The 21577-nt window shown below is 71.7% G+C and carries 20 protein-coding genes; 2 read left to right on the top strand and 18 right to left on the bottom strand.

Annotated features, from left to right (window positions below):
- Positions 1-22: 22 nt before the first annotated feature.
- From ACFYV5_RS18475 to ACFYV5_RS18410, 14 genes are all read right to left on the bottom strand, one after another.
- Complete coding sequence (locus ACFYV5_RS18475; RefSeq protein WP_389169372.1) at positions 23-1396, bottom strand: methylaspartate mutase; 1374 nt, start codon at positions 1394-1396, stop codon at positions 23-25.
- Positions 1393-1896 carry a cobalamin B12-binding domain-containing protein gene (locus tag ACFYV5_RS18470; protein WP_389169370.1) on the bottom strand — a complete coding sequence of 168 codons (504 nt, stop codon included), beginning with the start codon at positions 1894-1896 and terminating at the stop codon, positions 1393-1395. Before ACFYV5_RS18470 ends, ACFYV5_RS18475 begins: the two co-directional genes overlap by 4 nt.
- Positions 1897-2020: 124 nt before the next feature.
- Positions 2021-2581, bottom strand: coding sequence for a rhodanese-like domain-containing protein (locus ACFYV5_RS18465; protein WP_389169368.1), 561 nt, complete (start codon positions 2579-2581; stop codon positions 2021-2023).
- Complete coding sequence (locus tag ACFYV5_RS18460) at positions 2578-3912, bottom strand: diaminobutyrate--2-oxoglutarate transaminase (protein ID WP_389169986.1); 1335 nt, start codon at positions 3910-3912, stop codon at positions 2578-2580. Before ACFYV5_RS18460 ends, ACFYV5_RS18465 begins: the two co-directional genes overlap by 4 nt.
- Positions 3913-4016: 104 nt before the next feature.
- Positions 4017-5366: a phosphoribosylamine--glycine ligase gene (gene purD, locus ACFYV5_RS18455; RefSeq protein ID WP_389169366.1), complete on the bottom strand. Its 1350-nt coding sequence runs from the start codon at positions 5364-5366 to the stop codon at positions 4017-4019.
- Complete coding sequence (locus tag ACFYV5_RS18450) at positions 5363-6514, bottom strand: fatty acid desaturase (RefSeq protein WP_389169364.1); 1152 nt, start codon at positions 6512-6514, stop codon at positions 5363-5365. Before ACFYV5_RS18450 ends, purD begins: the two co-directional genes overlap by 4 nt.
- 25 nt (positions 6515-6539) lie before the next feature.
- Positions 6540-7349: a hypothetical protein gene (locus ACFYV5_RS18445; RefSeq protein WP_389169362.1), complete on the bottom strand. Its 810-nt coding sequence runs from the start codon at positions 7347-7349 to the stop codon at positions 6540-6542.
- Between the two features lie 15 nt (positions 7350-7364).
- Positions 7365-8660, bottom strand: coding sequence for a glutamate synthase-related protein (locus tag ACFYV5_RS18440; RefSeq protein WP_389169361.1), 1296 nt, complete (start codon positions 8658-8660; stop codon positions 7365-7367).
- Positions 8657-9670, bottom strand: a complete 1014-nt coding sequence (locus ACFYV5_RS18435; protein ID WP_389169359.1) for an asparagine synthetase A — start codon at positions 9668-9670, stop codon at positions 8657-8659. Before ACFYV5_RS18435 ends, ACFYV5_RS18440 begins: the two co-directional genes overlap by 4 nt.
- Positions 9667-10938, bottom strand: coding sequence for an acetyl-CoA carboxylase biotin carboxylase subunit family protein (locus ACFYV5_RS18430; protein ID WP_389169357.1), 1272 nt, complete (start codon positions 10936-10938; stop codon positions 9667-9669). Before ACFYV5_RS18430 ends, ACFYV5_RS18435 begins: the two co-directional genes overlap by 4 nt.
- A 20-nt stretch (positions 10939-10958) precedes the next feature.
- Entirely contained in the window at positions 10959-12251 is a 1293-nt protein-coding gene (locus ACFYV5_RS18425) for an acetyl-CoA carboxylase biotin carboxylase subunit family protein (RefSeq protein WP_389169356.1), read from the bottom strand.
- Positions 12252-12278: 27 nt separating this feature from the next.
- On the bottom strand, positions 12279-13544 hold the full coding sequence (locus ACFYV5_RS18420) for an ATP-grasp domain-containing protein (protein ID WP_389169354.1): 1266 nt from the start codon (positions 13542-13544) through the stop codon (positions 12279-12281).
- Positions 13541-14770 carry an ATP-grasp domain-containing protein gene (locus ACFYV5_RS18415; RefSeq protein ID WP_389169353.1) on the bottom strand — a complete coding sequence of 410 codons (1230 nt, stop codon included), beginning with the start codon at positions 14768-14770 and terminating at the stop codon, positions 13541-13543. The genes ACFYV5_RS18420 and ACFYV5_RS18415 overlap by 4 nt, the downstream gene beginning before the upstream one ends.
- Before the next feature lie 384 nt (positions 14771-15154).
- Positions 15155-15340 (bottom strand): hypothetical protein, encoded by a 186-nt coding sequence (locus tag ACFYV5_RS18410; RefSeq protein WP_355104745.1) that lies wholly within the window; start codon positions 15338-15340, stop codon positions 15155-15157.
- Positions 15341-15658: 318 nt separating this feature from the next.
- Here ACFYV5_RS18410 and ACFYV5_RS18405 point away from each other — a divergent pair, with 318 nt between their 5' ends.
- Positions 15659-16591, top strand: coding sequence for a LuxR C-terminal-related transcriptional regulator (locus ACFYV5_RS18405; protein ID WP_389169351.1), 933 nt, complete (start codon positions 15659-15661; stop codon positions 16589-16591).
- 126 nt (positions 16592-16717) lie between these two features.
- A complete protein-coding gene (locus tag ACFYV5_RS18400) occupies positions 16718-18076 on the top strand; it encodes a PAS domain-containing protein (protein WP_389169350.1) in 1359 nt (452 codons plus the stop codon).
- Between the two features lie 3 nt (positions 18077-18079).
- Here ACFYV5_RS18400 and ACFYV5_RS18395 read toward each other — a convergent pair whose 3' ends face one another.
- The 4 genes from ACFYV5_RS18395 to ACFYV5_RS18380 are packed head-to-tail and all read right to left on the bottom strand — an operon-like array spanning position 18080 to position 21562.
- Entirely contained in the window at positions 18080-19291 is a 1212-nt protein-coding gene (locus ACFYV5_RS18395; RefSeq protein WP_389169348.1) for an ABC transporter permease, read from the bottom strand.
- Positions 19291-19980, bottom strand: coding sequence for an ABC transporter ATP-binding protein (locus tag ACFYV5_RS18390; RefSeq protein ID WP_355104753.1), 690 nt, complete (start codon positions 19978-19980; stop codon positions 19291-19293). Before ACFYV5_RS18390 ends, ACFYV5_RS18395 begins: the two co-directional genes overlap by 1 nt.
- Positions 19977-21071, bottom strand: coding sequence for a peptidoglycan-binding protein (locus ACFYV5_RS18385; RefSeq protein ID WP_389169346.1), 1095 nt, complete (start codon positions 21069-21071; stop codon positions 19977-19979). Before ACFYV5_RS18385 ends, ACFYV5_RS18390 begins: the two co-directional genes overlap by 4 nt.
- Positions 21068-21562, bottom strand: a complete 495-nt coding sequence (locus tag ACFYV5_RS18380) for a hypothetical protein (RefSeq protein WP_389169344.1) — start codon at positions 21560-21562, stop codon at positions 21068-21070. The genes ACFYV5_RS18385 and ACFYV5_RS18380 overlap by 4 nt, the downstream gene beginning before the upstream one ends.
- Between the last annotated feature and the right edge of the window lie 15 nt (positions 21563-21577).

The following is a 21577-nucleotide window of genomic DNA, read 5'->3' as shown; positions in this document are numbered from 1 at the left end:
CGCGCCCCTTGTCGTACGCCGGTCAGGACGCGGTCGGCAGGGCGTTCTGGGCGGGGCCGGGCAGAGCTCCCTGGGGTCCGCCGGCGGCCCCCAGGCTGTCGTACTGCTCGGCGGTGTGCCGGAGCATGGTCAGCAGCTGGGCGGCGGTGACGCCCCGCCCCCCGGTCCGCGCCCGGCGGGGCAGCGGCAGCGCCCCCTGATCGGCCCAGACCAGCCGCCCGTCGGCGTCGATGGCGCTGCGGGTCGCGGCCCGGTTGTCGCGGTGCAGGCAGAACGGGACGTCCAGGAGGCCCCGGCGGAAGGCCTGCAGCAGCGCGCTGCCCACATCGTCGGAGAGCTGGAGGACCGCCTCGATCAGCGCGGTCGCCTCGGCGAGCACCCCGCTGTAGTCCGTCTGGTGCGCCCAGGGCAGATCGTGGGCGGTGCGCGCCCGGGCGGCGGCGTCGGAGGCGCGGCGCAGCGAGCGGACGTTCTCCGACACCGTGGGAATCCGGTGGGCCTCCGCGGGAGTCTTCACGATCAGGCGCTCCACCCCGGCACGCGCGGCCAGTTCGGCGCTGCGGTCCGTCAGCAGCTCGGCGCCGGCCCGGGTGGCGGGGAAGACGCCCATGTACGTGTAGAGCACCAGGTGCCTGTCCACATGCTCGGGCAGGTAGGTGTCGGCCAGCCGGCGCAGCGCGGCGAGCGCCTCCAGGTCCTGCACCGGGTCGGTCTGCTGCGCGTAGCTGAGGGAGACGCTGCGGATGCCCTGTTGGACGAAGAACAGGGACTCCAGCAGGCTGACGGCGATGAGCAGCGAGGGCGGGCACAACTGCCCCAGCAGACAGCCGCCGAAGGTCTCCAGGTGTGCCCTGCGGCCGAGTGCCGCGCATTCGTCCGCCAGTTGCCGGGTCGCCTCCCGCCAGTGCGCCACCGACTCGGCCAGCGGGGTGCGCCCGTAGGGGAGGCAGTACGAGACGGGGCCGCCCTCGCTGGCGGAGAGCCCGGCGCGGACCAGGGTGCGGAAGATGGCGCCGGGACTGGCCGAGCCGTGCCGGACCTGGACGGGCCGGTCGCCCGCCTCTCCGGCGAGGGCGGCGGTCAGCTCCGGGCCGTGGACGGTGATGGGGTATCCGTTGAGAAGGCCGTGGCGGGCGAGGGCGGCTCGGGCGCCGGCTTCGTCGCCGACACGGGTGTAACTGTCGATGGTGAGGGTGGCGACGGTCCGGGCCCGGGTGCCTGCCACCGCGCGCAGACCGGCGGCCATCACCCCCGGGTCGGACATGCCCATGCGGGGCTGGACGATCAGGGCGCTGCCGGCGAACCGGCGGACGTACTCGCCGAGGTCGTGGGAACCAGGTGCCGGGGCAGGGGCCGGTGCGGGTGTGCCGCCGCCGAGGACGACCGGTGTGTTCATCGGAGCGTCCCGGCGGCCAGATCGCGGACGGGCGCGGCGGCGGGCAGGACGGCGGGCGGGGCGGCGGGCGGGACGGCGGGCGGGGCGGCGAGGAAGGACCGCAGGGCGGTCTCGGGGGCGCCGTCCACGCAGACGGCGTCGAATCCGGCCTCTGCGAGTTCCCGTACGTACGAGGTGTCGTCGCCTCCCTGGACGCCGAGTTTGCCGCCGATCATGGCGCGGATCGTGCGGGTCCGTGGGTCGGCGCGCACGGCGCGGATCAGCCGGGCGCCGTCGAGGTGGCCGTGGCCGTTGACCGAGCTGATGACGATCGCGTCCGGCTGCTCGGCGGCCGCCGTCTCGATGAGCAACGCGTCGGGCACGCACGGGCCGAGGTTGATGACCTCGTGGCCGAGTTCCTCCAGCAGGAGCTGCAGGAAGACGAGGTTCCAGGTGTGGGAGTCCGAGGAGACCGTGGACAGCAGGATGCGTCGGCCTGCCGGGGAGAGCTGCGCCCTCATGGTGTGCTGTTCCTCTCGCGGGAGCGGGCAGGGGTCCGTGTCCGGAGGCGGGGATGCCGGACAGCGCGCTGCCGCCGCCACTCCGGGGGCCGGTGTGGCGGCGGCAGCGGACGTCGGGCCGGGGTCAGATACAGCAGCCGGTGGTGGCGGCCGGGGCGGTGGCGGCACCGGTACGGGTGGTGGCAGCCGCGCCGACACCGACCCGCGCCCCGACACCGAGCCCACTGCCGGCGCCGGACTCGGCGTCGGAGCCCGTGCCGGAACCGGCCGTGGGATAGCCGCCCTTCTGCCAGTACTCCAGGCCGCCGATCATCTCCTTGGCCCGGAGCCCGGCCGCGGCCAGCTTGGCGGCCCCTCGGGTGCCCCCGTTGCAACCGGGGCCCCAGCCGTAGGTGATGTAGACCGGGGCGGGGTCGAGTGCGGCGAGGGTCCGCGGGGTCATGTCGTGGTGCGAGAAGTGCACCGCGCCTTCGATGTGTTCGGCGTCGTAGGCGGGCCTTCGGCGTACGTCGAGGACGACGAATCCGGTCAGGCCGGCCGTCAGGTCGGCGTTCACGTCGTACGGGTCGGTCTCGAACCGCAGCCGGCCGGTGAAGTGCGCGAGCGCCTCCTCCGGTTCGGCCGCGCGGAATCCGAGGACCCGGTGCTTCTCGTCGGACATCTCGGCCCAAGGGTCCTGGCTCATACCGCGACCACCTCTCCGAGGACTCCGGCGCCTGCCGTGGCCTCCGCACGGGCCCCGCCGAGCTGGTCCACGGCCCACACGACGGTCTCGAGCCCGCGCCGCAGGTTCTCCTCCGTGACGGTCAGCGGCGGCAGGAGCTTCAGGACCTCGTCGGCGCGCCCGCAGGTCTCCACGATCAGCCCCCGGTCGAAGCAGAGCTGGGACACCTTGGCGGCCGACATGTCACCGGTCCGGGAGAAGTCCAGACCCAGCATCAGGCCCAGACCGCGCAGGGCGACCGGGTACCGGGAGGTGAGGGCGGTGGTGAGGAACTCCCCGGCGGCCCGCCCCTTGGCCCGGACCTCCCGGACGAACGCCCCGTCGGTGCCGTCCGCCCAGTAGTGCCGGATGACCGACTCGGCGGCGATGAAGGCGAGTTGGTTGCCGCGGAACGTCCCGTTGTGCTGGCCCGGCAGCCAGATGTCGTACTCCGGCTTGATCAGGACCACGGACATGGGCAGGCCGTACCCGCCGATGGCCTTGGAGAGGGTGACGACGTCCGGGACGATGCCCGCCCGCTCGAAGGAGAAGAAGGCGCCGGTACGGCCGCAGCCCGCCTGGATGTCGTCGACGATCAGCAGGATGCCGTGCCGGTCGCAGATCTCCCGCAGTCCGCGGAGGAACTCCACCGGAGCGACGTAGACGCCGCCCTCGCCCTGCACGGTCTCGATCAGCACGGCAGCCGGCTTCTCGAGGCCCGCGGAGGGGTCCTCCACCAGTCGCCGGAGCAGGTCGAGGGAGTCGAACTCGCCGAGCGGGGAGTCCGGGTACGGCAGGTGGACGGTGTTCGGCAAGGTCGCGTAGAGGCCCTGCTTGTAGTGCGCGGAACCGGTCGCCGCGAGCGCGCCGGTGCTCACGCCGTGGAAGCCGCCGCTGAAGGCCACCACCGGTCCGCGGCCGGTGACCAGCCGGGCCAGTTTGAGGGCGGCCTCGACCGCGTTCGTGCCGGAGGGGCTGGAGAACTGGATCCGGTAGTTCATGCCCCGGGGGGCGAGGATGTACCGGCTGAAGGCGTCGAGGAAGCCCGCCTTGGCCGTGGTGACGAGGTCGAGGCCGTGGGTGAGGCCGTCGTTGCTCAGGTAGTCGATGAGCCGCTGCTTGACCGGCTCCGGGTTGTGTCCGTAGTTGAGGGTGCCGGCGCCGGCGAGGAAGTCGAGGTACTCGGTGCCGTCCTCGGAACGCAGCAGCTCGTTCTTGGCCGTGGTGAAGACGCCCGGGAACGTCCGTGAGTAGGACCGGACGCCGGACTCGTGCATCTCCACCGTCATGCCGGCCGTCATACCGGCCGTGATACCGGCTGTCGTAACGGCCGTGGTGCCGGCCGTCGTGCCGACTGTCGTTGCCGTCATTGCTGTTACCGCCTTACCGCCTGGGGTTCCAGGGCTCGTGACAGAGGTCAGTGAGGGACGACGACGGCGGGTTCGGCCCCGATGTCGTCCCGGTAGCGCATGCCGCGGAAGGAGACGTGTGCGAGCTGCCGGTAGGCACCTCGCCGCGCCTCGTCCGCCGTCGCGCCGCGGCCCACCACGTGCAGCACCCGGCCGCCCGAGGTGACGGGCGTGCCCGCGGCGTCGCGGCGCAGGTTGGCGTAGAAGACGTCGGCCTCGGCGGGGTCTATCCCGGCCAGGCCGTGGACCTCCTGGCCGGTCTCGAACGCGCCGAACGGCCAGCCCGGCAGCGCCTGCGGGTCGCTCGGGTCCAGGCAGCCCTGGGTGAGCGCCACCGAGCAGCGGGCGAGGCCGTCGGACGTGAGCTCCTCCAGATGCAGCCGACGCTCCAGCACGGCTTCGCACAGCGCGGTGAAGGAGCTCTGCACGCCGGGCAGGACCACCTCCGCCTCGGAGTCGCCGAACCGGGCGTTGATCTCGATGACCCGCAGCCCGGCGTCGGTGATCATGGTGCCGAGATAGACGAAGCCGGTGAAGTCCAGGCCGTCGGCGGCGATGCCCCGCATCAGGGGCTCCAGGAGGACCGTGCGGATCTCCTGCCGCAGCGCCTCGTCGTCGGCGGGGTGGGGCGCGATGGAGCCCATGCCGTCGCAGTTGCCGCCGGCGTCCTGCTCCAGGGTGCGCTTGAAGTCCATCGCGGTCGGGAAGAGCAGCGCGCTCTCCCCGTCGAGCAGCGCGAACACCGACAGCTCCTGGCCGGTCAGCCGCTGCTCGACCACGACCTTGAACTGCTCGCCGTACGTCCGGGCGAAGGCGTCCACCGCGGCCGTCGCCTCACCCGCGGTGTCGCAGACCACCGCGCCGTCCCCGTCGGGGGTCAGCACGTCGATCTTGACCACGCAGGCGTACGAGAGCGAGCGGATGTACTCCTTGGCGGCCTCGGGATCGGTGAAGGACTGGTACGCGGCCGTCGGGATGCCGTGGTCCAGGCAGAAGCGCTTGCCGCGCTCCTTGCTGGACTCCAGCTCCGCGGCCTCGGCGGTCGGGCCGATGACCCGGTGTCCGAAGGCGCGCAGGATCTCGACGTAACCGCGGGACAGGGCGTCGATGTTGGAGATGAAGACGAGGTCGACCGGGTGCTCGGCCAGGAACTCCAGCGTCGGCCGGGGGTTGGTGAGCGTCAGCGTGCTCACCGGGATGATCCGGTCGTGCTCGATGACGTCGCAGCCGGGGCCGTAGTAGACGACGACGTCGGGGTCGGTACGGGTGAACAGCTCGCAGACCGCGTGGCCACGGCCCGTGCCGTCCACCACCAGGACGCGGTGGTGTCTCGGGGTGTGCTCGTCCGTGCGCTTCATCGTCCGTCACCCGCGCGCTCGGGGGTCAGCAGCCGGTCGAGCGGCTGGCCGACCATGCCGGCCTCGTGCAGGTGGTCCACCAGCGAGCCCCACACGTCGCTGTAGCGGTCGGAGCCGTCGGCGATGTCGTGGCTGCGGACGTAGGCGGAGTTCGCCCAGTCGCAGTTGGGGTGGATGTGGTGCAGGTCGTGCTGCACGGTGTCGCCGACGAGGACGAACATCCGGTACGAGGAGTGCACGACGAGGATCCGGAACCACCAGGTCGTCCAGGCCGCGGCACGCTTGGCCGCACCGCGGACCTCGGGGCCGGGCACCGCCTCGCCGCACATGCGGCCGAAGGTCAGGTGGTCCCGCTCCTTCTTGGTGAGCTTCTCCGCGTTGGAGAAGATCCACCAGCGGTGCTCGGTGTGCGTGTAGAGGAAGGTCGCGGCCTGGAAGCACACGGACAGCGGCAGGATCCACAGCACCAGGTACTCCATCCACCACCCGGTCAGCGCCACGAAGGCGATGGTCGCGGCGAGCCACACCAGCGACATGACCAGGCGGTAACGGGGTATCGGACCGCTGAAGTTGGACACGATCCGGCCGGACGAGAAGCCCCAGTGGTGCTTGGGCGAGACCAGCGTCCACCACAGGTAGCGGCGGTACTCGGCGCGTGACATGCCCGGCCGCATACCGGTGCTCAGGAGGTACCGGGTGTCGGCGTCCTTCATCGAGCAGGGGAACTGGTGGTGGAGCAGGTGCTCGCGCCGGTTCTCGTCGTACGGGCTGCGCCAGAAGACTGTGGTGATGAGCTCGCCGACCACCCGGTTGACCGTGTGGGACTTGGCGAACATCCGGTGCAGGGTCTGGTGGACGATCACCACGTCCAGGCGGCGCATACCGCCGGTGGTCAGGAGCGTGGCCAGCACCAGCAGGGGAACGGACCAGCCGGTGAAGGGGTGCAGGGCCCACGCGCCCAGGGCGATGCCGCCGGCCATCTGGACCAGGCCCAGCACCCCCGCCTTGTTGGGGCTCCAGCTGATGAGCTGTTTACCCCCTTCGAGCGGGGTTCCGGTCACCCAGGTGAGGTAGGGCTGGAAGACGGCCGGGAGACTCCTCATCGTCTCGCGCGGCGTGGTCGTCTGCGGCTCTGTCTGCGTCGTCATGTTCTCGGTCTCCTTTCTCGCCGCGTCACTTCTGGGCGACGGGGTCGGCCCCGGCGCCGCCGAAGAGGATGTCGTTGGTCTCGTGGGTACGGGGCGTGGTGAGGTCCTCGGCCGAGACCCAGGTCATGTTCACGATCGTGCGGCGGGCCTCGCCGCGGATCGGGTGCACGCGGTGCATCGTGGTGTCCGTCTTGACGATGTACGCGTCACCCGCGTTCATGTGGTACGAGTGCACCTGGCTCTTCAGCAGCGCCCCGTACACGTCGGGGTTCTCCTTGTCCCAGGACGTGTGCGGCACGCCCTGGATGAAGCCGCCGTCGCGGTATTCGGGGGCCTCCAGGACGAGGATGAAGCCGTAGGTGTAGTCGTCCCAGTGCCAGCCGTGGGTGTCGCCGGACCGGTCGAGCCGGCTGATCACGTAGTGCTCGCCGGCGTAGGGGCAGGTGAACACCTCCTCGCCGACGATCCCGGACATGAAGTCCTTGGTGTGGGGCGAGAAGTAGAAATTGTGGATCAGCGGTCCGTGGTCCTTGATGACCGGCTGGCCCACGGTCCGCATGTGACGCGGGGTGCCGTCGGTGATCTCCAGGACGAGGTCGCGCTGCACACCGTGCCCGTCCATGATCCCGAACGCCTCGGCGCGCATGGCGTCGAGCAGCTCGGGGGAGAGGAAGTTGCGGAGCGGGACCAGGTGCTGGGTGCGGAACTGCTCGCGAAGCTCCGCGCGGTCGGCGTCGGAGAACTGCCGGCGCAGGTGCGCGTCGAGGAGCGTGCCCAGCGTGTCCGCGGTCACCTGCTCCGCGGTCGCGGACTGATCGGTGGTGAGGGAGGTCATTCCTAACTCCTGATGTCAGTGCGTCGGGTGGGTCGTAAGGGGATGTGAAGTGGGGACGAACATCGGCTGCGGCAGCCAGACGTCCTCGGTCGACAGGTCGCCGGGGCGGTACTTGCCGAGGGCGCTGATGAGCAGGCGCAGTTCCAGGCGGAGCGCGTCCACCAGACGGACCAGGCCGTCCTCCGGGTCCGTGTCCGCGGCCAGCAGGGCCGCCCGGCCCAGGCCCACGGCGGTGGCACCGAGCGCCAGGCACTTGGCGGCCCGGCCGCCCTCCCAGATGCGCCCCGAGGCGAGGAGGCCGCGGCCACGGGCCGGGATCCGCGACAGGCACTCGCCCAGCGGCAGCCCCACGTGGTCGAAGAAGGCCGACGGCGCCCAGCCGGACCCGCCCTCCGCTCCGTCGACGGTGACCGCGTCCGCGCCCGCCTCCCAGGCGATCTCGGCGGCCGCCGCCACGTCACGGCCGGGCGGCAGCTTCACCCACACGCGGGCGCGCGGGTAGTTGTTGCGCATCAGCCGGATCTGCTGGCGCAGGATCTCCTCGGTGAAGGTGCCGGGCGTGCCGTACCGCAGGACGGCGTCGGCGCGCGGCCCGTAGACGTCCTCGGTCCGGTACTGGTCGGCCAGCCGGGCGGCGGCCTCCCGGCCGAGCACGGTGAGTCCGCCGAGGCCCGGCTTGGCGCCCTGGCCGACCTTCAGCTCGAAGGCCAGCCGGCCCTCCGCGAGGAGTCGGGAGGCCGCCGGGTCGCTGTAGACGAGGTTCCACACCTCGGCGTCGGCGTCCTGGGTGGACTGCTGGACGACGACCCCGCCGTCCGACCCGCCCGCCTCCTGGTAGGCGGCGATGCGGGACAGCAGCGAGCCGCGTACGGTGTCGCCGTCCAGCCGCCCGTATCCGGCGACCGGCACCACGTTCTCGCCGATGACCATCGGGATGCCGAGCCGGCCGGCCTGCCGGCTGACCGCGACCCCGAGGTCGGAGGCGGCCACCTGGGTGGAGCCGAAGGCGCTCACGTACACCGGGAGCGGGGCCCGGAAGCCGCCGAACTCGCACTCCAGTTCCACATGCTGGGGCAGTGGTTCCTCGCCGAGTTCCAGCATCCGCTCCATCCGGTGCGGAACGAAGACCGGCGGCACCAGCCGCAGGGCGTCGAGCTGGTCCTCCGCGCCGGGCGGGGCGCCCAGGCCGGCACCCGCGCCGAACAGCACGCTGCCGTAGCCCGCCCGGTCGGGGAACACGCCCGCCTCGCCGGTGCGAGCCCGGGCCCGGATCAGGTCCTCGGGACAGCCGGGTGCGGACAGGCCGGTCACGGCGAGACCACCCCGGGCAGTTTCGGGAAGGCGGTGGCCTGCCAGACGGCGTCCAGACCGGCGATGTAACGCGTCAGGCGCTCCAGGCCGATGCCGAAGCCGGCGCTGGCGGGCAGCCCCTCGCGGGCGAGGTCGAGGTACCACTTGTACTTCGACGGGTTCTCGCCGGTCTCGCGGATCCGGGTGAGCAGCTGCGTGTAGTCGGACTCGCGCTCGCTGCCGCTGATGACCTCGCCGAACCCCTCGGGGAGCACCAGGTCGAAGTTGCGGAGCAGGCCGGGCCGGTCGGGGTCCTCCCGGTCGTAGAAGCCGCGTGAGCCCTTGGGGTAGTCGAGGACGAAGAATCCCCGCTCCGCCTTCCGGGAGAGCAGCTCCTCGCCGACCCAGTCGAGTTCGGCGTGGTCGTCCTGGGGGTGGCCGAGCCGGTGCAGCGCGGCGGCCGCCTCGTCGTGGCCGATCCGGTCGAAGGCGCCCTCGGCGGTGCGGCGCAGCGCGTCGGTGTCCCGGCCCAGGAGCTCGAGTTCGGCGGGCAGGTGCTCCAGTACGGCCGCGGCCGCGCCGGAGACGATCTTCTCGGCGACCGCCATGGCCTGGTCGCGGTCGGCTCCGGCGATCTCGACGTCGATCTGGTGGAACTCCACCAGATGGCGGTGGGTGGTGGCGGTCTCCAGCGGCTCCAGGCGCACGTTCGGCGCCACGTTGAAGATCTTGTCGAAGGTGAGCAGGGACGCCTGCTTGTAGAGGATGCCGCTGGTCATCAGCTTCCAGCGGTGGCCGTAGAAGTCGATGTCGACCTGCTTGGCGCCGCGGGCGCCGGGGTCGGTGACCGGGCCGATGACGGGCGGCAGCAGTTCGGCGAAGCCGTCACCGGTGAGCAGCGCGCGGGTCGACGCGAGGATGCGCTGCTGGATGCGCAGCACGGCCCGGGTGGCGTCCGAGGTGAGGTGTTCCCTCGTGGAGGACGGGCGCAGGTGCACGTCCTGGCCGGGTGCGGTCAGGGCAGTGGTCACGCGGATTCCTTGTCTTCCTGCGAGCGGTAGGTGATCGGCTGGTAGTCGGCCAGGGCGTAGAAGTCGCGGTAGAGGACGTCGTAGTCCTGGTTCCAGATCAGGAAGGTGCCGCCGGCGGTGAACAGGGAGTCGGTCGGCGCGAGCTCCTCGCCCTCCGTGACCTTCCAGGTGATCTCGAACGGGCTCTGGACATCGGGCTCGTTGAGCTTCTCGACGTACCCGGCCCGCTTGGGGATCACGGCGTCGAAGCAGTACTCCGGCGGGTGCGGGTAGGGGCGGCTGGCGATGCCGGACTCCGCCTGGAGGGTCATGTTGACGATCGCCGCGGCGTAGTTGCGCTGCATCGCGGCGAGCCCGGCCAGGCCCTTGAACCGGGCGCCGACCTCCAGGAAGACCATCTCGTCGCGCGGGGTGAGGAAGAGCTCCAGGTGGGTGGAGCCGTCGAGCCGGCCGAGGGCGTTCAGAGCCTTCTCGGCGAAGGCGACCATGCGGGGGACACGGGGGTCGTCGTCGCGCAGGTTGATGTCGGCGTTGACCCGGCCCTGGACCACCTCCAGCGTGTTGACCAGGTACTCGGTCACGCCGGCGAAGACGGTCTCGCCGCCCTCGGTCACCAGGTTGACGCTGTACATGGTGCCGGTGACGAACTCCTCGACCTCGTACCCGCCCTCGAAGGAGTCGGGCAGCGCGCTGAAGTCGGCGAGCGAGTCGATCTGGCGGACGCCCTCGCTGCCGGCCGAGTCGACCGGCTTGAGGACGAACGGCAGCCCGACCTCGGCGACGATCCAGGTGAAGTAGCCGGACCGCTCGCGCCCGTAGCGCTCGTGGTCGAAGCGGCGGAAGCGCGGGAAGCGCACCCCGGTGCCGACCAGCCGGTCCTTCATCACGCACTTGTCGCGGTACGGGAGCATGTCCGCCGGGAGCGGGCCGCCGAGCCCGAACTCGGCGCGCAGCTCGGCCGCGAACATCATGAACAGCTCGTCGTAACAGTGCAGGGTGACGGTGCCGGATCCGGCCGCCTCGGTGATCTCCTTCAGCGCCCGTCGGGCGGCGTCCGGCTCGACGGCGGAGTTGACCAGGGGGGACGGGTCGTCGTACGCGCAGGGGACGACGTGCACCTGGTCGAAGTGGGACTTCACCTTCTCGGGGGTGGCCGCCCACTCGGGCTCGGAGACGATCAGGACGAGCCGCTTCGCGGCCGGGTCCTCGATCAGGTCGGGGCGGAACATCGGCATGCCGCGGGCGGACAGGAAAACGGCGGTCTTCACGGTGGTGGCTCCAGAGGTGGTCACGTCAGGTCCCGGCCGATGTACGGGGAGGCGGCGAGCACGTTGTTCTCGTTGTCGCCGAGGGGTTCGCCGTTGACCGTGGTCTCGCGGCGCGCCCGCAGGGCGGCGGTGTGCAGTTCGGCGGCGGTGTCGGCGGTGATGGCGAACATGCCGATGCTGTCGAGCTGGTCGGCGCGGCCGGAGAGTTCGTCGCCGGGCTTGCGCGGGCGGCGTCGGCAGAAGGTCGGTTCGGGGAACTCGACGGACTCGAAGCGGGTCAGCCCGGGCGGCGGCAGCAGGATCATCTCGGAGCCGTAGCGGACGGTGTTCCCGATGAAGCCGAAGTCGACCTCCTCGCCCAGGCCGAGGGCGGCCAGGAGCTCCGCGTACTCCAGCCCGTACGCCTCCCCGAACAGCACCATCGAGGCGGTGCCGGCCAGCCGGGGGTTGAAGTCGATCAGCTCGATGGGGCCTTCCTCCGGGACCATCACCTCGATCTGGGTGGCTCCGTTGTGGAAGCCCATCACCCGGTGGATCTCCTTGGCCTTCTCGAAGATCTCGGCGATCCGCGGGTGGTGGTACGGGAACTGGAAGCCCATCTCCACGACCGGGTCCTTGGCCAGCACGTAACGGCCCATCAGGCCGATCGGGTGCACCTCGCCCCGGCAGACCAGGGACTCCACCGACAGCAGCTCTCCCTGGGCCTCCTCCTCCAGGACGAAGCCGCGCGTGTTCTCGATGTACTCGCGCATCAGCGGGTGGGCGATGGAGATGTCGTCGAAGGTGGCGACGGCCGCGTTCAGCTCGTCGAGGTCCTTGACGATGAAGCACAGGGCGCTGCCGGTGCCGTTGGCGGGCTTGAGGACGGCCCGGCCGGCGTAGGGCCAGTGGTCCCAGGTGAGGGCTTCCTCCAGGGTGGACGAGCCGAGTGTGGTGAGGCCGTGCTCGCGCAGCCGGTCACGGACCTGGTTCTTGTCGAGGATGGTGCGCAGGTTCTCGGCGCCGGAGTGGGGGAGGCCGGCCATCTCGCGCAGCATCGCGTCGTACGGCAGGACCGGCTCGAACCCGGCGTAGGTGCCGACCACGTGGTGGCGGTCGTGGACGTCCAGCAGGATCTTCTCGATCTGCAGCGGATCGGCCCAGGAGTCGACCGTGATCAGCTCGTCGACGAAGCCCTCGGGCACCGCGTACGGACCCTCGGTCTGCAGGGGAGTGTTGTTGATCGCGACGATCCGCAGGCCCCGGGCCTTGGCCGCGCGGGCGACCTGGAGCATCGGGTTGAGCATTTCGAGCATGACGAACGTGGGAGTCATGGATCTTCCTGTTCGGTGCCGGGCGCTTCAGCCGGAGTACGCGTCCGCGGCGGCGGCGACGGTGAAGGCGATGGACTGGGCGGCGGCCTCGGCGCGCTGCAGCGCGGCCGTACTGGTCGGGCCCACCGCGATGACGTGCCCGAACCGGTCGGTGTTGTCGCCGTGGGAGCCGGTCTCGGTGCCGGTTTCGACGTACAGCTGGACGTCGACGACGCCCTCGTGCGCGCGGGCCTGGACGGTGCCGGTGATCTCGTCGACGCGTCCGGCGGTGCTGGGCAGGAAGACGATGGCGGCGCCGCGGTCGGTGCGGCCGGTGAGTTCGGGCCGGCGGCCGAGGTGCATCCCGATCTGCTCGGCGACCATGTCGATGCCGGTGGCCAGGGTGACGAGCCGGGTGATGCGGTCGCCGCCGGGGCGGCAGTTGACCTCGATCAGCTTGGGTCCGGCGGCGGTGACCCGGAGTTCGATGTGGGCCGAGCCGAAGGTGTAGCCGATCGCCGCCAGCGCGGCGGCGGCGACCTCCTCGCAGGCCGTCCGTACGTCCGGGTCCAGCGGGGCCGGGACGGCGTGCCCGGTCTCCACGAAGGCCGGCGGCGGCGACAGCAGCTTGCGGGTGACGGACAGCACCGAGGTGGTGCCCTCGTAGGTGAGGGTCTCCACGCTGTACTCCGGCCCGTCGAGGTACTCCTCGATCAGTACGGCGGGGGTGCGCGGCCGGCCCCGGTAGCCGATCTGGGAGCGTTCCTCCAGCAGGTGCCGTACGTGCGCGCGGGCCTCGGCGGCGCTCGCGCACAGCTTGACCCCGATGCTGAGGAGCTCGTCGACCGGCTTGACGATGCACGGGACGGGGATGTCGGCGTCGTCGAGGGTGTCGGTGCGCTCCACCCGGCGGAAGGCCGGGATCGGCACCGCGGCGGCCTGGCAGAGCGTGCGGGTACGGGACTTGTCGCGGGCCGCGGCGACGGCGTCGGGTTCGGATCCGGCCAGGCCGAGCCGCCGCGCGGCCGCGGCGGTCACGGCGACGTGCCATTCGCTCATCGTCAGGACCGCGTCGACCGGGTGGTCACGGCCCACCTCGCGGACGGCGGCCAGGACGGCCTCGACGTCGTCGGTGTCACAACACGCCACCCGGTCGATCAGGGTGGTGTCGAGGGTCTCGCCGACTCCGCCGACGTAGTAGGACAGGTCGCAGGTCAGGAAGGAGACCCGGTGCCCCATGCGCTTGGCGGCGGCGAGCGCCTCGAATCCCGAGCCGCTCATGTTGCTCTCGACGAAGACCAGGTGGGAGCTCACGGGCGCGGCTCCGGGACGGTCTCGACGGTGATGAGGGCGGCCAGCCGGTCGGCGGTCGCGGCGGCGGCCGCGGTGTCGGTTCCGGTGACGATGACCTGGCCGCTGCGGTCGAAGTTGTCGACGACCTCGACCACCCGGTCGCCGGGCCGCACGAAGAAGTCGAGCTCGATGAGGTCGGGGTCCTCGAGGACCTTCTCGGTGCCCTGGAATCCGGTCACCACGCCGGGCTCGCCGCGGAAGAAGGTGGTGGCGGCGGCGCGGGTGGCGACGGGGCGCTCGGGAAGGACCGGCAGCATCCCGAAGGGCGCGGCGCAGGCGTACTGCTCCAGGTCGATCCCGTACGCGTTGATCACCAGGTCGGGGATGCGCTCGCCGGGCAGCCGGTCGTGGGACTCGATGACCCGCGGGCCCTTCGAGGTGATCTTGATCTCGGTGTGGGCGACGCCGTCGCGCAGGCCCATGGCGGTGTGGAAGGACCGGACGTAGTCGGCGACTTCGGCGTCCATCTCGGGGGTGAGGCGGGCCGGCAGCGCGTGCGCCGACTCGACCACGCCGATCGTGTACTTCTCGGTGATGGCGACGATGGAGTGCGTGCCGTCGAAGGAGAAGGACTCCACGCTGTACTCCGGGCCGTCCAGGTACTCCTCGGCCAGGTAGCGGCCGACGGGGAAGAACTGGCCGAGGACGAGGTCGTCGCGCTCGCGCAGACCGACCGCCTCCGCCCACACCGCGGCGACGTCCTCGGCCCGCTCGATGATGACGACGCCGCGGCTGGCGGTGTTGTCGATGGGCTTGAGCACGACCGGGTAGCCGTACCGCCGGCCGAACTCCTCGATGTCTGCGGCGCCGGAGATCTCGGCGGCCGCCGCACTCGGGACGCCCTGCTCCGCGAGGTGGGCCCGCATGAGCAGCTTGTCCTTGTAGAGGGTGGACACGGCTTCCGGGGTGCCGCCCAGGCCGAACCGGTCGTTGATGCGGCCGACGGTCTCCATCGCCTGCTCACCGAGCGACATCACCGCGGTGAACCGGTAGACGGAGTGGATGGCGTCGACGATCGGGCGCGTGAGCTCCCAGTCGGTGTAGTCGACCATGAACAGCGCGTCGGAGGCCTCGACATGACCGGGCATCATGCGGTCGCGGTGCTGCAGGAAGACGACACGCAGGCCGAGCGCCCTGGCCTTGACCAGTGTCTCGGGACGTCCACCGACGATCAGAATGGTTTCCACTGCACTCAACTCTCTCGCTACGGGGCATACGGGGGCATACAGGGTGTACGGGGGCGCACGAAGGCGTGCGGGCGTGGCCGACGGGCGTCTGGGCAGCCGAAGGCGCGACGCGGCGCAAGGTCGCGGAGGGGGTGGGGGGTGAGGGGGGTGGGGGTGGCCGACGGAGGCGGTCGGCGGGGGCGGTCAGCGGGTGGTCAGCGGGTGACGGCGAGTCGGCCGCACGGCTGAACCGCGGTGCGCGGGAAGGGGGCGCGCCCGGGCGGCCCGGCGGAATGCCCCGTCCGGTGGCTGCTGGGGTCGGGGGTCAGTGCGACGGACCAGCAGCGGAGGTGAGTGGGGGTCCGCCGAGTCGGCAGGCCGACCCGGCGGAGTGCTCCGGGCCGGTCAGACGCCGACCGACGTCGGGCCGGTGCGCGGCGGGGGAACCGGGCCCCAGCCGTGGTCCGCGGAAATCACCGTCTCGGTGGCGGGGGTGGCGGCGGCCTGCACCGTCGCGGTCACCAGTGCGGCGGCGAGGAGTACGGCGCCGGCGCCCATCCGGCAGAGTCGGTACATCGAACGCGTCTTCATCACATTCTCCGTTGGTTCATGCAAAGTTTCGCGAATAGGCTCGAGGTCGACACGCTCAGGAATGCCGAGGGGAGTGGAAAGCTCTTTCGCATTTCCGGTGGGATTGGTTCCTGTCCGATCCGATCCCGATTCCCGCGACCTCGTGCTTCGGCATCGAAAGTCTGCACAGCTGTCTGGAAACAACGCAACCGAGTGTCCTAGCATGACTGCGCAGTGCACACTCACGCGGGGGGACATGCTGTGGCAGGTACATGCGAATCGGACAAATGTGACGGACCGAGACCGTGCGAGGAGGGGCTCGCGCAGTACCACACCGCGGTGACCTCCGGGCAGGTCGGCGCGCCGGACGTTCCCGGCTGTCTCCTGCGTCTTGGCTTGTTCGCCCCAGTGGCCGAGGGCGACCGGCTGGCCCCGGTCCCGGCCTCGGTGGCCTCCTCGCGAGCTCTCCAGCCGTACCGCCAGGAGATCATCGCCACGTCGCGCCTTCTGGAAGAGCTCACCTCCGTATTCGACGCGATCGAGCGGGTGTACAGCGACGCGACGGAGTCGCGGCTTCCCGGCTTTACGTTGCTGCGCGGCGCCGACGTGATTCACGGCGCGATCGACACGGCGGTCACCCGGTGCGCGAAGGAACTCATGACGGCGCAGCCCGGTGGCGGCCGACCTGCGGAAATCCTGGAAAGCTCGCTCCAGCGGAATACCGAGATAATTGAGCGGGGAGTGCGGCAGCGAACGCTTTATCAGCATTCGGTAAGGGCGCACCAGCCGACCTTCGAATACATCTGCAAGATCGTGGCAGCGGGCGGCGAGGTCCGCACGCTGGACGAGATGTTCGACCGGCTCATCATCTGCGACCGCACCGTCGCCTTCATCCCCACCAGCTCCGCCTACGAGCAGGAGGCTCTGGAGGTACGGGAGCCGGCCGTGGTGCGCTTCCTGTCCAACATCTTCGACAACGCCTGGTCGCGCGGCATCCCGGCGACCCTCGCCCGCGAACGGCGCCCCAAACTCGTGGCGTCCGACCTCGAGCGCGCCCTCGCCCGGATGCTCGTCGCCGGCTACACGGAAGAGAAGATCGCGCGGGACCTCGGCATGAGCCGCCGCACGATCGCCGACCACACCAGCCGCCTCTCCCGCCGCCTCGGCAGCACCAGCCGCGCCCAGTTGGGCTACCTCATCGCCAGCCGGGGCCTCCTCGAAGACACCGTCGAGGACGTCGAAGCGGTCGGGGCCTCCCAGCTCATCGGCTGACACCCGGTGTTCGTTTCCGGGTCGCAACGATTTGGTTGAACCGGGTGTGTCCTGCGTCACGTTCCAGTTGAATGATCGGGGGCGTGCGGATGCACGCGCGTACACCGTCCTGCAGGGGGTGCCGGGATGAGTGCTGCCAGGAGTGCCGGGAGTGAGACCACGTCCGTGCCGGGGAACGATCTACTCGCCGCGTTGCTCGACGGGATGGACGCGGCGCTCTGTGCCTTGGACGCCGACGGGACCGTGACGCACTGGAACAAGGAGGCCGAGCGGATTCTCGGCTGGTCCGCCGGGGAGGCCGTCGGACGCCGGGGGTTCGAGGGCTGGGCCGCGCGGCCGGCCGACGCCGGTGAGGCGCTGGCGCGGTTGATGGGGGCCATGGAGGCGCCGGGGCGGGTGGTGCACGAGTTCGCTCTGGTGCGGAAGGACGGCGGGCGGGTCCTCGTACGGACGCAGTCGGCCGGCGTGCGGGGCGCGGACGGGAAGCCGGCCGGGGTGTACTGCGCGTTCAGCGAGGTGCACGCGCAGATCGACCTCGAGCGCTCGATCGCGCTCAGCGAGGCGCTCTTCGAGGACGCGTCCTGGGGTGTCGTCCTCGTCGACGTGGATCTGCGGCCCGCCGTCGTCAACGGGCACGCGGCCCGGGCGATGGGCGCGGGCCGCACCACCCTGCTCGGCCGGCCGCTCGGCGAGCTGATCGAGCAGGGCGTAGAGGAGCTGGAGGGCGCGCTCCAGCACGTGCTCGCGGAGGGCGCGCCGCGGGCCCTGGCCGAGGTGTGGGTGACGCTGCGGACCGCGGAGGGCGAGCGGCGGCGGTGCTGGCGCAGCGGTTTCGTACGGCTGTCGTCGCCGCTCGCCGAGGAGCCCGTGCCACTGGGCGTGGGGTGGCTGTTCCAGGACGTCACCGAGGAGCGGCTCGCGGAGCAGGAGGCGGACCGACTGCGGTTCCGCTACAGCCAGTTGCACCGGGCGGGCGCGGCGGCGGCCGAGTGCGAGGACCCGCGGGAGGCGGCGACGGTCCTGCTGGACTTCGCCCTGGCCGGGTTCGCCGACCACGCGCTGCTCGACCTCGCGGCAGGGGAGCGGCGCCTGGTCCGGGTCGCGGCCACCCCGGCCGGTGCGCCCGGTCCGCTCGTCCCGGTCGCGGGCGGTGGCATTCCGGTCCGCTACCCCGCGGGCCACCCCGTCCTCCAGGCGGTCTCCCGTACGGGCCCGGTGCGCGCCTCGGCCTCCGCCGCGACACCGCAGGGCGCCGAGGACTGGGCGACGGAACGCCACTGGCCGCGCGACGCCGTCCACGCGCTGTGCCTCCCGCTGCGCAGCCGCGGCCGGACGGTGGGCGCCGTGACCTTCCTGCGCGGGGCCTCCCGTACGGCCTTCGAGCGCCCCGACGCGGTGTACGCGGAGACGGTGGCCGTACGGGTGGCGGCGTCGCTGGACCTGGCGGGGACGGCGGACCCGGCGAGCCCGGCGGACGCGCTGTAGCTGTTACGCCGTCGCCAGTGCCAGCGTCGGCGACAGGCGCGACGCCCGGACCGCCGGGTAGAGGCCCGCCACCGTGCCGATCACCAGCGTCGCGCCGAAGCCGCCGGCCACCGCCCACAGCGGCACCACCCACGGCAGCCCGCCCGTGGACGCGTACACGCCCGTCGCCGCCGCCCCCAGGGCCACGCCGGCCAGGCCGCCGAGGCCCGAGAGCAGCAGGGACTCGGTGACGAACTGGATCCTGATCTGGCCCCTGGTCGCGCCCAGGGAGCGGCGCAGGCCGATCTCGTGGCGGCGCTCAAGTACCGAGATGATCATGGTGTTGGCGACGCCGACGCCGCCCACCAGGAGCGCGATCCCGCCGAGCCCGAGGAGCAGCGTGGAGAACGCGCCCTCCGTCGCCGCCTTCGCCTTGAGCGCCGAGGACGGGTCGCCGACCGACACGTTCTGCGGGTTCCGCGGGTCGATCGTCGGGGCGAGGAGCCGCTGGACCTCCCGTACGGACGCGTCCGTGGACCGCTCGTACACCGCCGTCGGATGCCCGTCGAAGCCCAGCAGTCGCTGCGCGCCCTCCCAGCCGACCAGCGCCGAGCGCTCGATCTCGGGGGCGAGCGGCAGCGGGGCGAGGATGGCGATGACGGTGAAGTACCGGTCGTCGATCCAGACCTGCTGCCCCGGCCGGGTGATGCCCAGCCGCTCGGCCGAGACATGGCCCAGCACCACGGACGGATAGCGGCCGTTGGCGGCGTTCAGCCACGTGCCGGACGCCGCCTCGCCCCGCAGCACGTCGAGGAGTCCCTCCGTCGCCGCCTTCACCGCGATCCCGCCCGTCTCGGCCTCCGGGATCTTCTCGGAGCGGCGGACCGAGCGCTTGAGGTCGCCGGTCGCGCCGGCCTCCTCCACTCCCTCGATACGGCCGACCATGCCCACCGCGTCCTTCGGCAGCTTGACCTCCTGCCCACTGAACATCCCCTCGCCCGGCTTCGCCACCAGCATGTTCGTGCCGAGCGCGTCGAGCTGCCGGAGCAACTGGGCCTGGCTGGAGGCGGAGATGCCCACCACCGCGATCATCGTGGCGATCCCGATGGCGATGCCGAGCGCGGACAGCACCACCCGCACCGGCCGGCTCCGCAGCCCCGCCGAGCCGACGTGGAGGACGTCGCGCGGTCCGAGCCGGGCGGACCTGAGTTCGGATCTGAGTTTCGTACGGGACATCAGGCCGCGACCTTTCCGCGTGCCGTGTCCGCCACCACGCGGCCGTCACGGATCCGGACCTGGCGCGGCAGCCGTCCCGCGATCTCGGTGTCGTGGGTGATGACCGCGATCGTCGCGCCGTCCGCGTTCAGCTCGTGCAGGAGCTCCATCACCGCGTCGCCGGACGCCGAGTCCAGCGCGCCCGTCGGCTCGTCGGCGAGCAGCAGGGCCGGTTCGCCGACGACGGCGCGGGCGATGGCGACGCGCTGTTTCTGCCCGCCGGACAGTTCGTGCGGCCGGTGCCTCATCCGGTCGGCCAGGCCCACGCGGGCCAGCGCGTCGGCGGCCATCCTCCGTCGCCGCGCCCGGGGCAGCCCGGAGTACAGCAGCCCCTCGGCCACGTTCTCCAGGGCACCCACACCCGGCACCAGGTGGAAGGCCTGGAAGACGAAGCCGATGCGGCGGGCGCGGAGCGCCGACAGCCTGCGGTCCGTCAGCGAGGCGATGTCGTGGCCGGCGATCTCCACCGTGCCGCCGGTCGGCCGGTCCAGGGTGCCGACGATGTGCAGCAGCGTCGACTTGCCGGATCCGGACGGCCCGACGATGCCGAGCAACTCGCCCGCGCCGACGGTGAGATCGACGCCGTCGAGGGCCCGGACACCGCCCGCGTACTCCTTGGTGACTCCGCGGAGCCGTACCACCGTGTTCATGCGGACGGCACCCCGACCTTCATGCCCTCGCGCAGTCCGTCGCCGCTGACCTCGACCCGGCCCTGGCCGAACATGCCGAGCTCGACCTTCACGTCCCGCGCCGTGCCGTTCTCGACGACCTGGACGCCGAAGCCGCCGTCGGGCAGGGCGAGCAGCGCGTTGACGGGTACGGACAGGATGTTCCGGCGGGTCTCGCCGGTGAGGTCGACGGTGACCGGGGACTGGTCGATGCCCTTGATCTTCCCCGGTTGGTCGAAGGAGACGGTGATGTCGATCTTCGGGGTCTTGTCCTGGGGGTTCTGCGGGTCCTCGCCCGCCGACGCGGTCTTCCCGACCGCCGAGACCTTCCCCGCCGCCTCGGTGCCGTCCGGCAGCCGTACGGAGACGCGGGTCCCGACCTTGGCCAGACCGGCCTCCGGCACCGGGAGCGCGAACCGGACGACGCGTTCGGAACCGGTCACGTCGAGCACCGGAGCGCCCGGCGTGATCTGGTCGCCCGGTGCGATCCTGTCCTCGGCCGCGCCGCCCGCGTCCTTCACCCGCACCGCGCTGCCCGCGAAGGCGATGTGGTCCGGGCCGACGGTGCCGGTCTGCTTCAGGTCGTGGGACTTCTGCCACCGCTTGACGGCGGCGGCCGTCTTCGCCGTGTACTCCTCGTCGACGTCGAAGCCGGTGAACCCCAGGGCGGCGAGGTTCTCCTCCCACTGCCGTACGTCCTTGCCCTTGTCGCCCGTCTTGAGCGTCCGGTACATGGGCTCGGCGCCGTACATCAGCCGGACCGGCACGCCGTCGACCTCGTAGAGCCGTCCGTCCCGCTCGATCACCGATCCGGTCGGGGCGAGCCAGGTGAGGGTCCCGGCCCGGCCGCCCGCCTTGATCGTCCGCTCGCCGAGATGGCCGAGGGTGCCGTCCTGCTGGGAGCTGTTGGAGAGGTCGCCGCGGGTGACCGGGGCGGTGGCGGGCGGCAGCCCCCGGGAGTCCGCCGCGGCGGCCTGCGGCTTCTCCTGCGCGGAGAGGGCGGTGAGGGCCGCGCCGCCGCCCCCGACCGCGACGACCGCCACCAGCGCGAGGACGAGCCTGCGCCTGCTCATCGGGCCACGCCCTCGCACGCCTTCATGGCCTTCTCGAACTTCTGCTTCTCCGCGCCCTGCGGTACGGGCAGGGCGTGCTGCGCGGCCCCGTCGAACTTCGGATCGGGCATGTTGAAGCCGTTCTCGCGCATGCACTTCGCGTACGCCAGCGCCTTGTCCTTGTCGGCCTGGGTCGGCTCCGACCCCATGCCGGCGCCGCCCTTGCTCCGGCAGGCCTTGAACGCCTTCTCCATCTTCTCCTTCGACATGCCGTCGCCGCCGATGGTGAGCCCCACACCCTGCTCGCCCGGCTTGGGCTCGGGCACGTCGAGGCCCTGCTCGCGCAGGCACTTGCGGTGCTCGAAGGCCTGGTCGGCCTTCTTGCCCTCTTCGCTGGTGCCTGTCGTCTCCGGCTTGTCACCGGAGCAGGACGTCGCGAGGAGGGAGAGGGCCGCGAACGAGACGGCGGCGGCCAGCTTGAGGTTCCGTGAGGTCGTCATTCGAGTCGTCATGGGCGGGAGCGTGCC

The organism is Streptomyces sp. NPDC003035 (assembly GCF_042888285.1).
Taxonomy (GTDB): domain Bacteria; phylum Actinomycetota; class Actinomycetes; order Streptomycetales; family Streptomycetaceae; genus Streptomyces.
This window is presented reverse-complemented; position numbering and strand designations above follow the sequence as displayed.

Coding starts and splice junctions, on each gene's coding strand:
- ACFYV5_RS18390 (WP_355104753.1), bottom strand. CDS start 19,980: ATGAACACGGTGGTACGGCTCCGCGGAGTCACCAAGGAGTACGCGGGC.
- ACFYV5_RS18400 (WP_389169350.1), top strand. CDS start 16,718: ATGAGTGCTGCCAGGAGTGCCGGGAGTGAGACCACGTCCGTGCCGGGG.
- ACFYV5_RS18410 (WP_355104745.1), bottom strand. CDS start 15,340: ATGAAGACGCGTTCGATGTACCGACTCTGCCGGATGGGCGCCGGCGCC.
- ACFYV5_RS18475 (WP_389169372.1), bottom strand. CDS start 1,396: ATGAACACACCGGTCGTCCTCGGCGGCGGCACACCCGCACCGGCCCCT.
- ACFYV5_RS18445 (WP_389169362.1), bottom strand. CDS start 7,349: ATGACCTCCCTCACCACCGATCAGTCCGCGACCGCGGAGCAGGTGACC.
- ACFYV5_RS18470 (WP_389169370.1), bottom strand. CDS start 1,896: ATGAGGGCGCAGCTCTCCCCGGCAGGCCGACGCATCCTGCTGTCCACG.
- purD (WP_389169366.1), bottom strand. CDS start 5,366: ATGAAGCGCACGGACGAGCACACCCCGAGACACCACCGCGTCCTGGTG.
- ACFYV5_RS18385 (WP_389169346.1), bottom strand. CDS start 21,071: ATGAGCAGGCGCAGGCTCGTCCTCGCGCTGGTGGCGGTCGTCGCGGTC.
- ACFYV5_RS18465 (WP_389169368.1), bottom strand. CDS start 2,581: ATGAGCCAGGACCCTTGGGCCGAGATGTCCGACGAGAAGCACCGGGTC.
- ACFYV5_RS18450 (WP_389169364.1), bottom strand. CDS start 6,514: ATGACGACGCAGACAGAGCCGCAGACGACCACGCCGCGCGAGACGATG.
- ACFYV5_RS18395 (WP_389169348.1), bottom strand. CDS start 19,291: ATGTCCCGTACGAAACTCAGATCCGAACTCAGGTCCGCCCGGCTCGGA.
- ACFYV5_RS18380 (WP_389169344.1), bottom strand. CDS start 21,562: ATGACGACTCGAATGACGACCTCACGGAACCTCAAGCTGGCCGCCGCC.
- ACFYV5_RS18425 (WP_389169356.1), bottom strand. CDS start 12,251: ATGACTCCCACGTTCGTCATGCTCGAAATGCTCAACCCGATGCTCCAG.